Annotated in this window: 3 protein-coding genes; all 3 read left to right on the plus strand. The window is 72.6% G+C overall.

Features of this window, described 5'->3' with window-relative positions; genetic code table 11:
- Positions 1 to 54: 54 nt before the first annotated feature.
- The 3 genes from AB5J55_RS38620 (at position 55) to AB5J55_RS38630 (ending at position 18,158) form a co-directional block, all read left to right on the plus strand.
- Positions 55 to 513, plus strand: a complete 459-nt coding sequence (locus AB5J55_RS38620) for a YbaB/EbfC family nucleoid-associated protein (protein ID WP_369275087.1) — start codon at positions 55 to 57, stop codon at positions 511 to 513.
- A gap of 2 nt (positions 514 to 515) precedes the next feature.
- Positions 516 to 893: a hypothetical protein gene (locus AB5J55_RS38625; protein ID WP_369275088.1), complete on the plus strand. Its 378-nt coding sequence runs from the start codon at positions 516 to 518 to the stop codon at positions 891 to 893.
- An 84-nt stretch (positions 894 to 977) separates the two neighbouring features.
- Complete coding sequence (locus tag AB5J55_RS38630; protein WP_369275089.1) at positions 978 to 18,158, plus strand: hypothetical protein; 17,181 nt, start codon at positions 978 to 980, stop codon at positions 18,156 to 18,158.
- Positions 18,159 to 18,331 lie beyond the last annotated feature (173 nt).

Below are 18,331 nucleotides of genomic sequence, written 5' to 3' on the forward strand. Positions count from 1 at the left end.
CAGGATCAGCAGGGCAGTTGATGAATCGGGCGACGCAGAAGGGCAGGAGCGGCCGTGACGGAACCGCTGGAGAAGCGCCTCGAGAAGGCGATGGCCGAACTCCAGGCGGCCCAGGAAGCGGTCGCGCGCACCGAACGCGAGCTGCGGCAGGCGTCGTTCGCGGTGCTCTCCTCCGACCGCGCGGTCCGCGCCACCGTGGGCCCGCAGGGTGAACTGGCCGGGATCGAGTTCCTGGAGAACAAGTACCGCGACATGTCCCCCCAGGAGCTGGCCGCCAGCGTCCTGGAGGCGGCCAACGCGGCCCGCCTGAAGATGAACCGGCATGTGATGAAGGCGATGGCGCCCTTCGCCGAGCCCAGCAGCAACGTGCCGGAACTGAAGGGCTTCGAGCTGGACTGGGAGCGGATCTTCGGTCCCGAGGTGCTGCGCGAGGACGACGAGGACACGGGGCGCGACGGCCAGGCGGCCACCCCTGCCTGGCGGGACGCGCTCGGCGAGGACGGGGAGGACTGACCATGGGGCAGCGGTACTACGTCGACCCGCACCGCATCGAGGCGCTGGCGAGGCAGCTGGAGGAGATCGGCACCCTCGCCACGAGCATCACCGAGGAGTTCCTCGACGAGCTGGCGCCCACGGTCGGCTGGCCCGGCACGGAAGGCGAGTTCGCGGAGAAGGCCAAGCCGCAGGAGCAGAAGGAGCGGCAGACCACCAAGGAAACGATGATGTCCATCCGCGACGCGCTGGTCGGCATCACCGACGCCACGGTCAGCCAGGTCCGGATGATGAAGGACACCCGTGACCGCAACCTCGAGGACATCGAGCGGGGCGACAACCGCATCAGGACCAACGGGTTGAACGGCGACGGCGGCCCGGGCGGGCATGGCCGCCGCTGATCACCTCCGCACCGCCGGCCGCTCCCGCACCACGCCGGGAGCGGCCGCTCCGTCCTGCCCGTACGGTCTCCAGGACGGCCCCCGATGAGCATCCAGGCATCGCCCGAGGTCAACGCGATGATCTTCATCCTCACCGGGGAGAAGCTCATCGACGCCGACGAGGACCTCGCCTACGACAGCCGACAGCCCTACTCGGGACTGGGCCGCAAGCTGGACCGGATGTCCGCTCTGATCGACAAGTCGATCCACGACATCGCCGAGGTCATGCCGGACGACCTGGCCAAGTCGTACGCCAAGGCGATGGGCATGCTCATCGACGACGGCGGCAAGAACTACCTGCGCGACTTCGCCGAGCAGCTCGACAAGATCGCCGAGGGCCGGCGCAAGACCTCCATGGACATCATGGAGTCCAAGTGGCAGGTCATCGCCGAGGTCATCCGGCTGCTCATCGAGATCGCCATCTACCTGGCGATGTCCTTCTTCACCGGCGGCGCCTCGGCCAGCCAGATCATGATGGCCAAGCTGCGCAGCCGGTTCCTGATCCTCACCACGCTCACCCACCTGCTCCAGCGGCTGCACATAGCGCCCTCGTTGACCGAGGCGTTCGCCGAGGCGTTCACCACCTTCGCGGTGCGGCTGGCGATGATGAACTTCGCCCCGGACGGCCGCCGCCCCGACGGCTTCGACTGGAACGACATCCTCAAGTCCGCCGCGTTCGGCGCCGCCGCGGGTTTCTTCACCAGCGTCTTCGACAACTTCGCGAAGAACATCGTCAAGAGCTACGACAACAACTTCCTCAAGGACGGGCCGGACCTCGACTTCAAGCCGACCCCGAACCCCAACCTGCGCAACACCCCCGACCTCGGTTTCAGGAACAACAGTCCCAACCCCAAGCCGAACCCCGACCCCGGCCCCAACCCGAACAACCGCCCCGACCCCACCCCCAACCCGAACGGGAACGGCCCCAACCTCACCAACAACCCGCCGGTGACGTTCCGCAACGACCCGCTCTCCTTCCGGAACAACCCCGACCTGTGGCGCAACAACCAGCTCCTGCGCAACAACGCCGACCGGCCGGGCGCCCTGGCCGGGCACTACGGCATCAAGGGCACGGCCGACTTCATCGCCGCCGGCGCCGGTGAGTCGGTCGCGGAGATCCTGATCAAGGGCGCCTTCGAGGGGGACTGGTCCACCAGTTGGTCCACCTTCGTCGGCGCGGGCGTCAGCAGCCAGGTCGAGGCCACGCTCACCGACACCGCCCAGAACAGCGGCGCAGAACTGCGCCACGTCATCGACAAGATGCGCAACCAGCCGCCGACCGTCTCCGGTGGCACCACGGACAGCGGCGACTCCGACACGCGGGACTCCTCCGACTCCTCCCGCTCTGGCAACGGTGACGGCCCCGACCGCACCGGCGGCTCCTCGACCGTGAACACCCCGGGCGGCGTCGGCTCCTCGGCCACCTCACCCCAGCCCGTCACCCAACAGAACACGGGGCAGGGCGACTTCACCGGCAGCCAGTCACCTCCCCCTTACGCCGCGGAGAGCCCGCCGCTGTACTCGACCCTGGACCCACCGCCGTACTCCCCGGGCACGCTGCCCGTGACCGCCGCGGAGAACGCGCTGTGGCAGCAGGTCCACAACGGGCCCGCCGAGGTCCGCGAGCAGGCGCTGCGCGACATCGCCGCGCTGCGCGGCGCCGAGCCGCCCGGCAGCACGGAGATCGGCGTCCGCGACAGCGTGCACAGCAACCTGTCGCAGCTGCCCGAGGTCCGGGTGGTGCCCGCCGGGAACGGCCCCGCCGCCCAGGTCGACGCCGACCAGATCCGCCGCGCCCTCGACGGCTTCGGCACGCCGGTCACGGTGGACGAGCCGCTCACGTCTTCCGCCGAGGTGGGCGGGCAGGACGACCGTGCGGCTGCGGCGCCGGGGCAGGGGAGCGGCGGTCCCGTCGCCTCCAACGGCTCGACCAACGCAAACGCGCCCGGCACGGCCACCGGCGGCCGGCCGGGTGGCGCCCCCACCGGCGGAGGCACCCCTGCCCCCGCGGCCACCCGAACCCCGGACGGCGCGTCCCAGGTGGACGCCTCGCAGGCGACGACGGACGACTCCCAGCAGACCTCGCAGCCGCCGGAGAGCACGTCCCCTGCGGAGGACACGTCCTCTACGGGGGACACGTCCTCCCAGGAGTCCACGTCTTCCACGGACCCCATTTCCTCCACGGAGAACACCTCTGCTCCGGACACCACCTTCTCGCCGGAGCCCACTGTCTCTCCGGGCACCACCAACTCACCTGACGTCGCCGTCACTTCGGACTCCACCGGAAGCGTCTCCACCCCGACCGCGGACCTCACCGCCGCTCCGCCGAAGGTGGGCACCACCGGCTCGTACGCCGACACGGGCGACGCACTGGGCATCAGCGGCGCAACTACGGCACCGCCGCTGACGATCGTGGTCTCCTCCGAGGTGCCGCCGTCGGGGGAGGGGTCGCCGGAGGCTGCCGCGCTGCTGGACGGAGCTGGGACGGACCGGGCCGTGGTGCTCGGGCCGGCGGTCACGCCCGACGGGGCGGGGCGTCCGGTTCGCGCCGCCGTCGAGCTGACCCGCGAAGGGCCGGGCGCCCCGGTCCGCGTCCGCCCGCTCACCGGTCCTCCGCCCACCATGACGCCGGACGGCACCACGGAGACCGCCTTCCCGGGCGCGGACGTACTGCTGCCTCTCGCCGACGCCCTCGGCACCGAATCCCCGCCCCGCCCCGCCACCCTGAGCACCACGACGACCGACACCGACCCGGTGATCACCACCTCGGCCCCGCCCCCGAAGGTGCTCACGCAGACAACAACCCTATTGCCCGACAATGGAGTCGACTCCGATTCCAAGGTCATCACACCCGTCACAACCGTCACCACCGAACCCCCCGCGGCCAAACTCGCCACCCTGTCCCGCCCCTGGACCGAGCCGGCCACCGACCTGCATCTCGAGTCGGGTCATGGCAACGGAACCGGCGGACCAGTCACCGGCGTGGGCGGCGGCACGCCCCCACCCACGCCGCCGGACAACCCCCCGTCGCCGGGACGGATCGTCGTGCGGCGCTCTGACGACGGCGACACCGCCAACGACGGAAACGGCCCCACCCCCTCCGTCCGCGAGCCGTCCGTCACCACCCTGGACGGCCACACGGTCCCCGTCGAACAGCTGCGACGCTGGGTGCCGGACGCGGCCGTGAAGCCCCAACCCGGGCGTGCCGTACAGACGTTGACCATCTCGCAGAGCCCCGCCGAGGACGGAACGTCGCACGGTGTGGCGCGCCAGGCTCTGCTCGGCCAGGACACCTTCCGCGGTGTGCGCACCACCTCCGGTCCCCTCACGCCGGGGCCCCACTCCGTCCAGCCCGCGCCCCGTACGGTGTTCACCGGCCCACCGACCGCCCTCCCCGGCTCGGGGACCGAGCAGGGCGCCGACTACTTCGCGGGGCACGGCACCCCCCGTACCGTCACACTCGGCACCGACGACGCGGCGCGCCCCACCGTGAAGGTCAGCGGTGTTCAGCTCGGCGAGGTGCTCAAGTCCTGGGCGCAGGACGGCGATCAGGACCGGCCGCTGGTCCTGTTCTCCTGCGAGACCGGGCGGCAGCCGGAGGTGGCGGGCCTGCCGGTGGCCCAGCACGTGGCGAACCGCACCGGGCGGCCGGTGTACGCGCCGACCACCGAGGTGGGCACGGCCCGGGACCGGGACGGCGACGTCCGCCCGGTGCTGACCGAGGGGCCGGACGGGCCGGGCCGGTGGCGGCTGTTCACCCCGGAACCCAGCGGGGCCGACCTGGACGGGCTCGCGCGCGACGCCGGCCTGCACACGGGTCCGGAACCGGCCGACGCCTTCGCCCGAGCCCGTACTCTCCAGCAGATCCGTACCCTGCGCGACGCCCTCGGCACCGACGCCGAACAGCGGCCGGGGAACAGGGAGCTGCTCGCCGGACTCGCCTATGCGGACGGCCTGCGCTGGCTGAGCCCGGACACCGCGGCCCGCTACGGCGACGGCCGCATGACCCCGGATCTGCTGCGCCGCATGGTCACCGATTGGGTCGGCGCCACGGACGGTACCGGCGGCGTCGATCCGGCAGCCGGCCCCACCGTCGAGCAGTACACCCAATTCCTGGTCGCCGCAGCCGAGTTGCGTTCCACCGCCGGACCCGACACCACCCTCGAAGCGCTGCTGCCCCCGCCGCCGCCCGCGCTCCCGCCGACCACCCTGGTCTCGCCCGAGGACGTGCGCGGTCTCGCCTACGCGCCCTCCGCGCAGATCACCTGGTCGCTCTCCGACACCCCGCTGCCGCTGTCCGAGCTGGCCCTCAGCCCCGAGGACACCGCCGAACTGGCCCGCCGCAGACCCGACCTGGCGCCCCCGCCGAGCCGCCCGGAGAGCCTCGCCGAAGACCTGACCCTGTACAGCAAGGGCGTCACCACCACCGGCCCGTCGGACACCGTGCACGCAGACGGCATGCGGTTCAGGCGGCTGGACACGCCGGGAGACGGGAACTGCCTCTTCCGGGCGCTGCTCGACAGCGCGCGCAGCCAGGACGTCCCGCCCGCCTGGGCGGCGCGCAATGTCGCCGGGCTGCGCGGCATGCTGCGCGACCGGTTCACCGGGTCCGAACTGGCCACCACGGCGGCCGAGGCGATGCCGGACCCGGTGCTCGCCGTGGTGGACGACCTGCGGATGACCGCCGTCGCCGGGGTGCAGGACCCGGACGCGCGTCGCCGGATCACCGAGCGCTGGAACCGGATCGCGCAGTCGGTCGTCACGGACGGGGACGCCCGCCAGTGGCGGCGCATCCTCCGAGACAGCGGCTACCCGCGCCTCGCCGAGGTGGCTCCCACTCCCGCCGACGCGCGACGACTCGGCACAGGGGGGCTCATCGGCGCGGCGGCCGAACGCGCGGAGCTGTGGTCCTCTCCCTTCGCCGACCTGCTCCCGCAGGCACTGGCGCACACCCTCGACCTCGACCTGCGGCTCGTCCGGAGCGACCCGCAGGCACCGGGAAACCCCCTCGTCACGACCCTCCACCCGGGCGGGCAGGGCGGCACCTTGCACCTGGCCTACAACGGCAGCGACCACTACGACGCCCTGGTCCCGGCCAACGCCCCGCTCGCCCCCGTACCGGACCCCGCCGCCATCCCCGAACCGGCCAACGAGGAGCCGGACGGCTCCGACCCGTTCAGCGAGTGGCTGCGCAGCATGGGCGGGATCACCGACCTCGACCGCCCCGACCCCGAGACCCCCGACCGGGGCGACCCGGTGCCGCTGGAGACCCAGCTCGAACGGCACCGCCCGGCCCGGCTGTTGACCGGACCGGACGCCCGGCCGCCGGGCCCGGCCCCGCGCACCGTCACCTTCGAGGACGGCAGCCGGCTGCCCACCGTACTGATCAGCCCGGAGGCCGATCCGCACGGCGGGAGCCCGGACGGCCGCACGGACGGGGCGCCGCGGAGTGCCCCGACCGGGCTCATCACCGGCCCCGGCGTCCTCACCCTGCGCTCACCCGAGCAGGTGGCCCAGGAGATCCTCGGGCAGCTGCCGAAGAAGCTGCGCGACCAGTTCGACGAGGCGGAGCTGCTGCGCCTGCTGACCGAGCAGCCCGGCGCCTTCACCGCCCCGCGCGGCGCACGCCTCGTGGGCCGGGAGAGGTCCGGCGTCGGCCACGAGATGACTGTCGAGGCCATCCCGTACCACCGCTGGGAACGCTTCTCCGACGTGAACGGCGGCACCGTACGGCTGGACACCATGCGGCGCGGGCAGGCCGGTACGGGCGGCGGGCGCAGCGTCGGCTCCGGGCGCCGGATCGCCGCCGCGCTGAGCATGGGCCCGCCGCTCTCCTGGCTGCTGAAGATAGGCGTCTCACTGGGCTGGACCCGCAGGACCGACTACACGCAGGGCACCCAGGCGTACCACCAGACCGAGCACCGCGCCCACGAGGGCTCGCATCTGCACCTGGACGACGTCCACTACCGGGTGCGCGTGGACCGGGTCACCGAGGCGGCACCGAAGACCCCCGGCCCGGACAGTTCACCGTCCACGAGCCCCGGTTGGCAGCGCAGCCCGGTGCACACCGCGCAGTTCGCCATGCGGGACGGGCTCAGCTGGCGGCTGCCGGACGACTTCACCGTGCCTTTCGCGGGGCCCCGGCGGGCGCCGGAGACGCTCACGTTCCCGGACGGGGTCGAGCCGCGGATCACCGACACCACCGGCCTGCATCTCACGGACCCGCCGGAGGACCTGGCACTCGCCATCTCAGGTGCGAGGCCGGGCAGTTCGGCGCACCGAACGCTGGTCTCGTACGTCCGGCCGGGGCGGCTGCTCGCGCTGTTCGGGCGGTTCTCCGGGCCGGTAAGCGGACCCGAGCTGACCCGGGGGAGCGGGCAGCACCCACTCGGGCACCTGATCGTCGAGCGGTCGATCCCGCACCGGGCCACCCTGGTCACCGAGTCGGTCAAGGCGGAGCTGCGCGACCTCACCCAGACCACGTACCAGAACGAACGCGGCCACGCCCGCGACACCCGCTTCGGCGTCCAGGTCACCGCCGGCCCCAACCACACCCTGGTCGGTCCGGAGACCGACGTACGTCTCCAGGGCGGCCCGCTGGTCCGCGCGGACCTCAGCACCGGGCGCGGCCACTACCTGGGCACCGACGCCGCCCGCAAGACCACCGGCCGCGTCCGCAACCACCCGGTCGCGCTGTACCGGGTGGAGCGCACCCTGATGGTGCGCAAGGCCGGCGAGCCGGCGTCCGCGTCCCGCCCGGTCCGGGTGGTCAGCCTGGACTGGATCTCCACCCAGGACGCCCGCCGACTCGCGGGCTGGGACAGCCGCACGCCCGGGCAGACGGGCCCGAACCCCGACGCCGAGCCCCCGGTGCCGTGGTACCTCACCCGCGAGGACCCGGTACACCTCAGCGGCCAGGTCCGCGCCGAGGGCTTCCGCCCCGACCGCCCGCAGATCGCCGTACCGAACCAACAGCAGAACCCGTCGCAGAGCCAGTCGCAGAACCGGCAGCCGGACCAGCAACAGGCCCAACAGCAGAACCAGAACGGGCAACCCGCCCCCCAAGACCCCATGCGGGTCTTCGCGGACACCGTCCTGGACACCCTGCACCGCTCGTACCCGTCGCTGTTCGTCCCGCCGCTGATGCTGCGGCACCCGCGGCTGGCGAAGTTCTGGTACGGCGACGGGCGGATGCGGACCGCGCTGCACAACGACCGTCAGGTCCGCGAGGCGCTCAACAGGCCCACCCTCGCACAGAGTCTGGACGACCTGACCACCACCGGGGTACCGGTCACCCTCACCGAGGACGGCAAGGTGCGCCGCGGCCACCACACCCTGATCCTGCGGGCCCGGCTCAGCGACCGGCGGTTCGAGACCACCATGAGCGAACGGTCGCTGCGCAACGCCGTGATCGGCACCGAGATCTCGGGCCAGGGGCAGCAGGCGTCCACCACCCTGTCCGGCGGTGTGGAGCTGGGCATCTCGCCGCGTGACCACGACAAGGCGCCCGAGGCGGGGGTACCGCGCCAGACCGGCAACGTGTCCGTCGGCGTCCGCTACGCCAGGACCGACCAGAAGGCCACCCGGAACACGGTCGCGGTCACCCACGACCACCTGACGTTCCAGAACGGCGCCGACCTCTACAGCTACCAGGTGGAACTGGGCGCCTCCTTCGAGGGCCACCGCCGCCCGCGCGGCTGGGCCCGGCTCGCCTCGGTCGGCCTGCTCGGCGCCGGCGTGTTCGTCAACAAGGTCGAGGAGCGCCCGCTGTTCAACCGGGGCAGCGAGACCGTGGGCCGCGTGGAGCTGGCCGTGCCCACGGCGCACGGCTCCGAACGGCACGCCCCCACCGACCCACCGCCCGGCGGACCGGTCACGGCACCCGCGCCCACCACCCCCGCACCGCAGCGGCTCTCCGCCACCGAGGCCGACCAACTCCTCGACGGCACCCGCCCGCTGCCGAGGACGGAATCGGCCGAACGGCAGCTCACCCGGAGGCTGCTGAGCGCCCCGCACGTGGTGCTCAGCACCGAGGGCGGCCCGCAGCGCCAGCAGCTCATGCAGGACACCGCCGACCGCGCCTCGGGCACCTCCTGGCACGTCAGCGCGCCCGGCGCCCCGGTGCGCACCGCGCTGCGCCGGGCGATGGCGAACCTCAACGTGGCCGGACAACTCGGCCAGTACCTGGGCCCGTTCGGCTCCCGCATCACCGGGCTCAACGGCGCCGGACCGTTCCAGACCCACTACCTGAAGGCGGTGGTCCGCGGCGAACTGCACAACCTGCGCGTCAAGAGCGACCCGAAGCCCGCCAGCCTCGAGGCCACCATCGGCAACGAGCACCGCGTCGCCGGCAGTGCCGGCACCACCTCGCGCACCACCCTCGGCGTCCAGGGCGCCGACATGCCGCTCCAGCAGGCCCCGGGCCAACCGGCGGTGGTCGGGTCCTACTCGACCGCCCTCCAGTACGCCTGGGGCAAGGGCCGCAGCGTCTCGCAGACCCTCACCCGGGGACGCAACACCACCCTCACCTTCGCCGGGCGCATGTACCTGGTGGTCGCCGACGCCGCCGAGACCGTCGCCGTGCGGGACCGGTGGACGGCCGCGATGGGCGCGATCGGCACCCGCGCCGGGGACCGGATCAGCTCGGCCGCCGGCCGGCTCTCCGAGCGCCTCGGGCGCGGCCTGGCCCCGCGCCGGGCCGCCGCCGCGCTCCAGCGCGTCCGTGACGCCGTGATGTTCCATCTGCCGATGCAGGACGCCATCGAGGCCGGACTCGCCCCGGACGGCCTGGGCACCAGCACCCCGAGCAACCTCGGCGGCGGCTACCGGCTGCCGGGTTTCCTGCGCGGCCGCCGCTTCCCCACCCACCCCAGTGGCCAGCTCGACGCGAGCCACGCGGCGCAGCAGCTGATGGGGCGGCTGGAGAAGATCGGAGTGCCCTCCCACGACCGCGAGCAGGTCCTCCAGCGGCTCTCCCCGGACTTCCTGCGCGCCAACCTGCACGAGCTGACGACCGACGGCATGACCCTGCCGGTCCGCTACCGCGCCTGGTCCAGCCCGCTGCGGCTGCCGGTCGGCGGCAGCCCCGGACAGGTCCGGTTCAAGCTGACCCCGGTCACCACCACCGTGGAGCGGCTGCGCACCGGTTTCGAGTTGGAGGACTACCGCACCACCGCCCGCGACGACGCCGACAGCTCCTCCCAGGACCGCGGCGCCGACGTGACGCTCGGCGTCGGCCAGCGCGCCGTCGACAGCGGTGTCCTGCTCGCCAACCCCTCGCTCCAGGGCACCGCCGCCAAGCAGCGGTCGAGCACCCGCACCGAGACCGCCGGCAGCACTTCCATGCCGAACATCGCCACCACCCAGGCGCACGCCGAGATCGTCACCGGCTACACCCTCACGGTCACCATGACGGACGCGACCGGCGAACCGCTCTCCCCTCGCGCCGTCGCCCCGGTCGGCAGCCTCAACGAGATCCTCCCCGCAAGCCTGCTCACCCCGGACGGCGACGGCGCCGACGGCGCACTCACCGAGCAGAACGTGCAGGAACCCGAGCGCGCGGTACGGATGCTGACGGCCGATCAGGCCCGCCCGGACGGCATCGCCGCCTGGCGCAGCGGCGACACCGACGACTCGGACGTACTGCCCTTCGACGACCGGATCGGCTCCGGCGTCCTCGCCGTGGACATCCGCGGCGCGGCCAACGTGCAGGACGCCCTGACCCTGGCCACCGCCCGCGCCGACGGCCTCGGCGACAGCGACCTCGGCCAACGGCACACCGGCAGGACCCTCGGCGAACGCGTCCGCATGGCCCGCCTCACCCCGCTCACCGGCCTCGGCACCGCCCCCGCCCAGGCCCAGCAGGAGGCCACCACACAGGTCGGCCTGACCGCCGGCTTCCGCGAGGCGCTCGGCGCGAACGGCTCGTCGCTGCCCACCCAGGCCTCCGCCCGCCTCTTCGGCCAGTCCCACACCGCCGACTCCCGCCTCTACGCGAGGATGCACCGCCGCGGCGCCCGGCTGCTCACCGTGGAGAACAAGCCGCGCATGGAGGCCATGCAGCGCGCGAAGACCTCCGACGCGCTGGAAGCCGGCATCACCGACAACGTGGAAGGCGTGGTCGGCACAGCGCCGCTGGCCGGCAACAGCAACGCGGGCGTCACCAACCCGGGCGCCGCGATCCCGATCGGCGGCGCGAACGACGGCACCGCCCTCAAGGGCACCGTGGACACCACCCTCGGCACCCACCTCAAGGTCGTCACCGACCGCACCATGCTCTTCGCACTGCCGGTGAGCTGGCTGTCGGTGGCCGAGGTGGACCACCGCGTCACCGACAGCCGCCCGCTGCACGCCCTCGGCAAGGCCAAGCGCGGGCCCCGGGCCGCCGAGGCGGAGACCACCGCCCTGGTCTGGCTGCGCGAGGACATCGCCCGCGACTACGGCCTCCTGGACGACACCACGTTCCCCGACGAGGTCAGCAGCGCCTGGGACGACCTGGCGGCCGCGGCAGGCGACCTCGCCGCGGCCGAGAAGGGCTACTACGACGCCCGCGCGCGGGCCCGCGAGACGTGGCTCGACCTGAGCGCGGAGGAACAGGCCGCGCTCGGCGACGACCACCCCGACCGGCCCACCGTCCTGCCGCAGGCCATGACCCAGTCCCCGGCCGTGGCCGCCTGGCAGGCCGCCCGCGAGGAGGTACGCCGCTGGGAACAGCGCACCGACGACGCCGCCGCGGACCACCACCGGCTGCACCTCGCAGCCTCCCGCCTCACCGCCCACCACCAGGGTTCGGCCACGGTCCCGGTACCGGACCGGCAGCAGGAGTACACCGCGCCGGACTGGCGCTCCGAGGCGCCCGAGCCGTACACGATCACCGACGGCACCGACTCCACCCGGCGCACCCTCACCTCGCCGGACGGCACCACCGTGCGCGAGGTGCACGACATGCCGCACGACGGAGCCTCCTTCTTCCACGCGCTGCTCGCCGCCGCCGCCGACCGCGGCCGGCTGCCCCATCTCCTCGGCACCGACCTCGCCGGCCGGTTCACCGCGGCCCCCGGCGACCCGGCGGTCACCGAGCGGGCCGTCCGCGCCGCCCGCAACCGCCTCGCCTGGGCACTGGGCGAGGACAGCAACGCGGACCTGCTCGACGGCCTCGCCCTGGACGCCGCGGACACCTTCACCCAGGCCGAACTCGACTTCGCGGGCGTGCAGTTGACCCCCGCCCAGCAGGCCGAGTTCGACGCGCTCGGCCGGCTCCCGCAGACCCTCTGGCCGACCCCCGCCCAGCGGGCGGCGCTGGCCACCGTGGCAATGCTCCGCCCGTTCACGAGCGAGCCCCGGCAGGACGGCACCCGGCAACCCGACGGCGAACCGGCCCAGCCCGAGCGCCGCGCCGGCGACCACGGCGGCGCCGACCTGCTGCCCGCGCTCGCCGCCCGGGTCCTGGGCACCCCGCTCACCGTGGTGACCGGTGAGGGCCGCGACCAGCTCTTCCTCCCGCACGGCACCGATCCGGCCGCCGTCGACCCGGCAGCCGATCCGGTCCTGTTCGCCGCCGACGGCTTCTTCCACGCCGCCCTCCCGCCCGGCACCCAGCCACCCGTCGCGACCCCACTGCCGGCCTCCGCCGCCGCCACCACGACCGCCGCGAGGACGACCGGAGCCACCTCGCAGCAGCAGTCCGCGAAGCCGCGCCCGCACCGCAGCCACGCCACCCCGCCCTGGATGCCGCCCGCCGACAGCAGCGGCCCGCGCTACCGCCTCGACCGCGACGGCATCCTCACCGCACCCGACGGCGCCACCTACACCCAGGGCGCACCCACCGGCCGCGGGAACGGCTTCTTCGCCGCGCTCTCCACGGCCCTGCACCACGCCGCCGACCAGCCGGGCCTGGACAGCCACGTGGCGACCCGACTGCGCAGCCGCGCCGAAGCGCCGCCCAACCGGCTGATGCGCCTCAACGGCCTCCCCGGCGCCCCGTCCGAGCGCGACGCGCTCTTCACGCCCCCGCCGTTCCGACAGCTCCGCGGCACGCCCGCACCGAGCCAGGACGCCCGCGACGGCCACCTGCGCCGCCACCTCGCCGACGCCCCCTGGGGCCCCGAGGCCGACCGCGCGGTGGCCACGTGGGCCGCCGCCGCGACCGGCGCCACCGTCACCCTCATCGAGGAGAACGGCACCGCCCACACGTACGCCGGACCGTCCGGTGAAGCGGGCCCCCACCTCAGACTCCGCCGCCGCGGCGGCGACTTCGTCCCCCTGCTCCTGCGCACCCCGGCACCGGTGCCGCGGCAGGACCCGGCCGCAGTCCCGCTGCCCCCGTCCCCCACGGGCAGCGACCTTCCCGGCCTCCCGAACCTCCCGGGCCTCACCGCCGAGGAGGAGGCCCTCGACCTGAGCACGCTGTCCGGAAGCAACCCCACCATGGACATGGGGGACGCGGGCGACACGGGGCGGACGGGCGCGGGCACGGACTCGGACGTCGAGATGGACCTCGACTCCGACGACGACTCCGCGCCCGAGGAAGCGGCCGTACTCACCGGACCGGAGACCGAGTTCGCGACCCGGTTCGCCGACCTCCTTGCCGAGCCCGCACCTCGGGTCGACGCCCTGCTGGACGTCGTGCGACAGCGCAACACAGCGCTCGGCGGCTTCCCGGACGTGGCGTTCGACAGCGCCTTCACCGAACTCACGGGCATCGGCGTACCCGAGGCCTTGGACCAGGCGGAGCAGGAGGGCCGGCTCCAGAGCGAGGACTACGACGACCTGCGCGAGGCCCTCGGACTCGGTACCGGCGGCCCGTTCACCCAGACACGCCCCACCGGCACCTCGGCACGGGACCGCGAGGTGACACTGCGGATGCTGGACCGGGTGGCCCGCCTGGTGAAGGAAGCCCTCCGCAAGGAGAACCGCGAGGCGGACGCGCAGGTCACCCCGCACATCGCCGTCGCCCTGCTGCCGGACGGCTCCCTCGGCATCGCGGGCAACACCGGCGCGAAGGCACTGACCAGCGACGAGGCCGCCTTGGTGGAGCAGGAACTGCGCTGGTTCGTCACCGGCCAGGACGCGGCAGGCACACCTCGGCAGCGGAAGCTGGAGCAGTGGAACCGGGACGAGGCGCAACACCGGCAGAGCAGGGCGCGGCTGGACCGACGACAGCAGGAACTCGACCAGCAGGGCCAGGAGTTGGCGAACCTCCAGACACGGCTGGACGAACAGTACGAGTCGGGCGCCTGGAACGACGAGCTGCAGCAGCAGTGGGACAACCTCCCGAACGAGGAGGAGGCCCTCCGTGAGGACCGCCGGAGTCTGACGGCGGACCAGCAGCAGTGGCGGCGCGACGAACGGTGGCTGTCCCGCAGGCGGCCCGCGATGGACAGGGAGATGCGAGACCGTACGAAGCTACGGGCCCTCGCCACCGGATGGTACCGGCTCTATCACCCCGGGTCTCCCGAACTCGACCTGGTCAAGCGGGCGTTGGCCAACCCGACCGTCCTCAACGTCAGCGGCCGGGACGCGACCCCGGCTTTGGGGTCGTACGGCTCCGAACACGGCGAGCTGACCCTGCTCGGGCACTGGGTCGAGCACTGGCAGAACAACCCCGGCGACCCGAACAGCCCGCAGACGCTCGACCTGGGCGGGTTCAAGATGGCCTGCGCCTCCTGCGACCTCGCCTACCAGGCGGTCAACGAGCACATCGGGCGTCCCCTCGGCTACCGGGTGCGGGCGTCCGGGACCCACGGCACGTTCTTCCCCGGCTGGCGCATGCCGCAGTGGATGCAGCAGCGGGCGGAGCTGTGGGACCACATCCGGGACAACGCGGGCGCCATCGGCGGGACTCTCGACGACGATGGCGTACTCAACGGCGACAGGACCGGTTCCGGGAACCACCCGCAGAACCCCGACGCGTCCTCATCCGAGTACGAATCCGGCGGCGAGGCAGCGGACACGGATGACGCGATGGACACGGATGCCGCGCCGGACAACGCGGCGCCGAGTCCCCAAACGGTGGGCCCGCGGCTGCCCCGGAACCCGTCCGCCGAGCCCCCCAGGGCGACCATCCCCACCCCACGAGGCCCCCGGGACACCCGCCCCCGTTTCGTGGTGCGGTCGGGCTTCGACGCGCGGCGGTTCTCGTACCGGGGTGAGCAGATCACCGACCTCACCGTCCGCGTCGCGATGCGCGGTCCGGAGGGACAGGCCGCGCATGTCCGCGAGCAAGTCGACGCAGGCGTACGGCGGTTCCTGAACGATCCGGCATACCGGCTGCCGAACGGCGACCGCCTGAACGTGACGGTCGAGCACGTCGATCCGTCCGAGAACCCGCACTTGACGGTGGACCTGGCGGGTCGGGACCGGCCGATGGATCAGAACATCTGGTGGGCGGATGCCGACCCGGTGCACATGGTCCACGAACTGACCCATCAGCTGGGCCTGCGTGACGAGTACCGTGACGCCGATGCCCCGCACCGCCCGCACATCCCGGGCAGCCTCCTCGGCGACCTGAACGCCAGCCCCGAGGACTCCTCCCTCGCCGCTTCCGGTCTTCGGGGCCGGCACATGGCTCTGCTGGGTGCGCTGATCGGCGACATGCCTCCGGCGCCCGGCCAGACGACGGACGATCGGACCTGGGAGGACGCGCGTACGGCGAGCATCCCCACCCTCCGTGAGTCCGTCTGGGTCGACCCGGTCTCTCTGCCCCGTCCCCCCGACGGTTCGACCGAGGTCCCGGCGCACATGCCGGCGGACCCGAATGCGACGGTGACGCCTTTCAAGTCGGGGAACTTCGAGTTCACGAACCTGAAGCACACGAACGAGAAGTACCGCGACAAGGCGATCCGGATCATCGAGCTGCTGCGGAAGCACGACACGATCCGGGACTACATCGGCAACCGCCCCTGCCGCATCACGCTCCACTTGCGCACGACCGAGACCCCGGCCGATGTGACGGACCGCGGCGCGGAGGGCGTGGACATCAACCTGGCGAGCTATTACTTCGAGAAGTACGACATCGGCTACATCATGGGCATGCTGGCCCACGAGATCGGTCTGCATCCCCTCGCCTCGCGGGACACGAGCATCCCTGACGAGGAGTCGATGTTCGAGGACGTCCCGCTCACCGTGCCGGGCCTGGCGGACCTCAAGAACCCGCGCACGATGAGCACCAAGGACGCGGGTCAGGCGGACCACATCATGGCCGCCTTCCCCAGCAGCACCCGCCACGGGATCTACCGGGACATCGTCGCGAAGATGGCCCAGGTCCTCGTGGATGACGCGCAGGGCGGTGAAGAGGGAGCCAAGGCCAAGGACGTCACGGACCTGATCGACTGCTATCTGATGGACCTGGCCACGATCGCCGTCACCAACGACAAACGCAAGGACGCGGCCTGGGAGCCCCGAAACACGGCCAAGGTCTACAACGCGTACAAGGAGATGCTCGCCGCCCGGCTCGCGGAGGACAGCCCCGTCCGGCCGCTGTTGCCGCCGGACAAGGTCTGGTGGAAGGTCACGGGGAACTTCCTGGGCCTCGGTGCCAGCTTCACGTTCACGAACAAGGGCGACAGCATCCAGACCGTCGCGCCGGAACAGAGCACCAGCACCACCGAAGCCCGGCCGCGCCTGCCGCAGACCGGCCCGGACACCGCGCCGGAGAGCCCGCTGGTCCCGTCGCGGCCCGAAGCGCCTCGCGACAACCGCCCCCGTTACGTGGTGCGTTCGGGCTTCGACGCCCGGCGTTTCTCCTACCAGGGCGAGCAGGTCACCGACCTCACCGTCCGCATCGCGATGCGCGGTACGGACGAGCAGATCGCGCACGTACGCGACCAACTGGACGTCGGCGTGCATGAGTTCCTCAACGCCCCGGCGTACGGCCTGCCCAACGGCGACCGTCTGCACGTCACCGTCGAGTACGTCGATCCGGCGGACGCCCCGCACTTGACGGTGGACCTGGCGGGTCGGGACCGGGCGATGGACCAGAACATCTGGTGGGCGGATGCCGACCCGGTCCAGCTCGTCCACGAACTGACCCATCAGCTGGGCCTGCGTGACGAGTACCGTGACGCCGATGCCCCGCACCGCCCGCACATCCCGGGCAGCCTCCTCGGCGACCTGAACGCAAGCCCCGAGGACTCCTCCCTCGCCGCCTCCGGTCTACGCGGTCGGCACCTCGATCTCCTCGACGCGCTCATCGGGGACGTGACCCCACTTGCCGAGCAGCACCCGGAGCAGTCCTGGGACGACGCCCGCGCGGCCACCCCACCGGTCCCGCGCGCGTCCCTGTGGGTGGACCCCGTCTCCCTACCCCAGCCGGCCGACCACACCGACGCCACGATCACAGAAGTCCCGCCCCACGTGCCGGCGGACCCGAACACGACGCCCACGGCCGCCGAGCCGACCCTCGCCCCCTTCAAGTCGGGGAACTTCGAGTTCACCAACCTGAAGCTGACGGACGACCGATACCGCGACAAGGCCGTCCGCATCATCGAGTTGCTGCGCAAGCACGCGACCATCCGGAGCTACATAGACGATCGTCCATGCCGTATCACCCTGCTGGTGCGGACCACGGAGACGCCGGCCAATGTGCGGGACCGGGGCGCGGACGGCGTCGACATCGAGCTCGCCAGCTACTACTTCGAGAAGTACGACATCGGCTACGTGATGGGCATGCTCTCCCATGAGATCGGTCTGCATCCGCTGGCCTCCCAGAACACGGGCATCCCCGACGAGGAGCTGATGTTCCGCGGAGTGCCGCTGGCGGTGCCCGGACTGTCCGATCTGAAGACGCCGCGCACCATGAGCACGGAGGGCGCCGGGCAGGCCGACCACATCATGGCCGCCTTCCCCAGCAGCACCAGGCACCGGATCTACCGCGAGATCGTCATGGAGATGGGCCGGGTACTGGCGCGGGACGCGGCGAACGGGGACGAGAACGCGAAGTCCAAGGACGTCACGGACCTGTTCGACTGCTACCTCATGGACCTCGCCTCGATCGCCGTCACCAACGACCACCGGATGAACGCGGCGACCGAGCCCGGCTACACGGCGAGGGTCTACAACGCCTACAAGGAGATGCTCCGAGCCCAGCTGGCACAGGACGCCGCTCTCCCGGCCCTCCTGCCGTCGGACAAGAGCATGTTCGGCGTGATCAACGACTTCCGGCGCATCGGCACCCACATCGCGATCAACAACCGGGGCGACAGCATCCAGCAGCCCCTCGCGACCTGAGCTTCACCCTTCGGCGGCGTTCCGCGGCCGTGGCCACGGGTGCCGGTGACGCACGGCGTGACGGGCGTCGTCGCTGGTCTCCGGGGGGTGGGTGCAGGGGTGCAGCGCTGGGTGCGGACCGCGTCGATTCTGCGTCCGACGGGGACGCGATCAGAACTTCGCCCCCAGGTACT

Origin of the sequence: Streptomyces sp. R11 (assembly GCF_041051905.1) — a bacterium.
GTDB lineage: Bacteria > Actinomycetota > Actinomycetes > Streptomycetales > Streptomycetaceae > Streptomyces.

Bases quoted from the DNA above. Each gene is read 5' to 3' on its own strand.
- AB5J55_RS38625 (WP_369275088.1), top strand. From the start codon at position 516: ATGGGGCAGCGGTACTACGTCGACCCGCACCGCATCGAGGCGCTGGCG.
- AB5J55_RS38630 (WP_369275089.1), top strand. From the start codon at position 978: ATGAGCATCCAGGCATCGCCCGAGGTCAACGCGATGATCTTCATCCTC.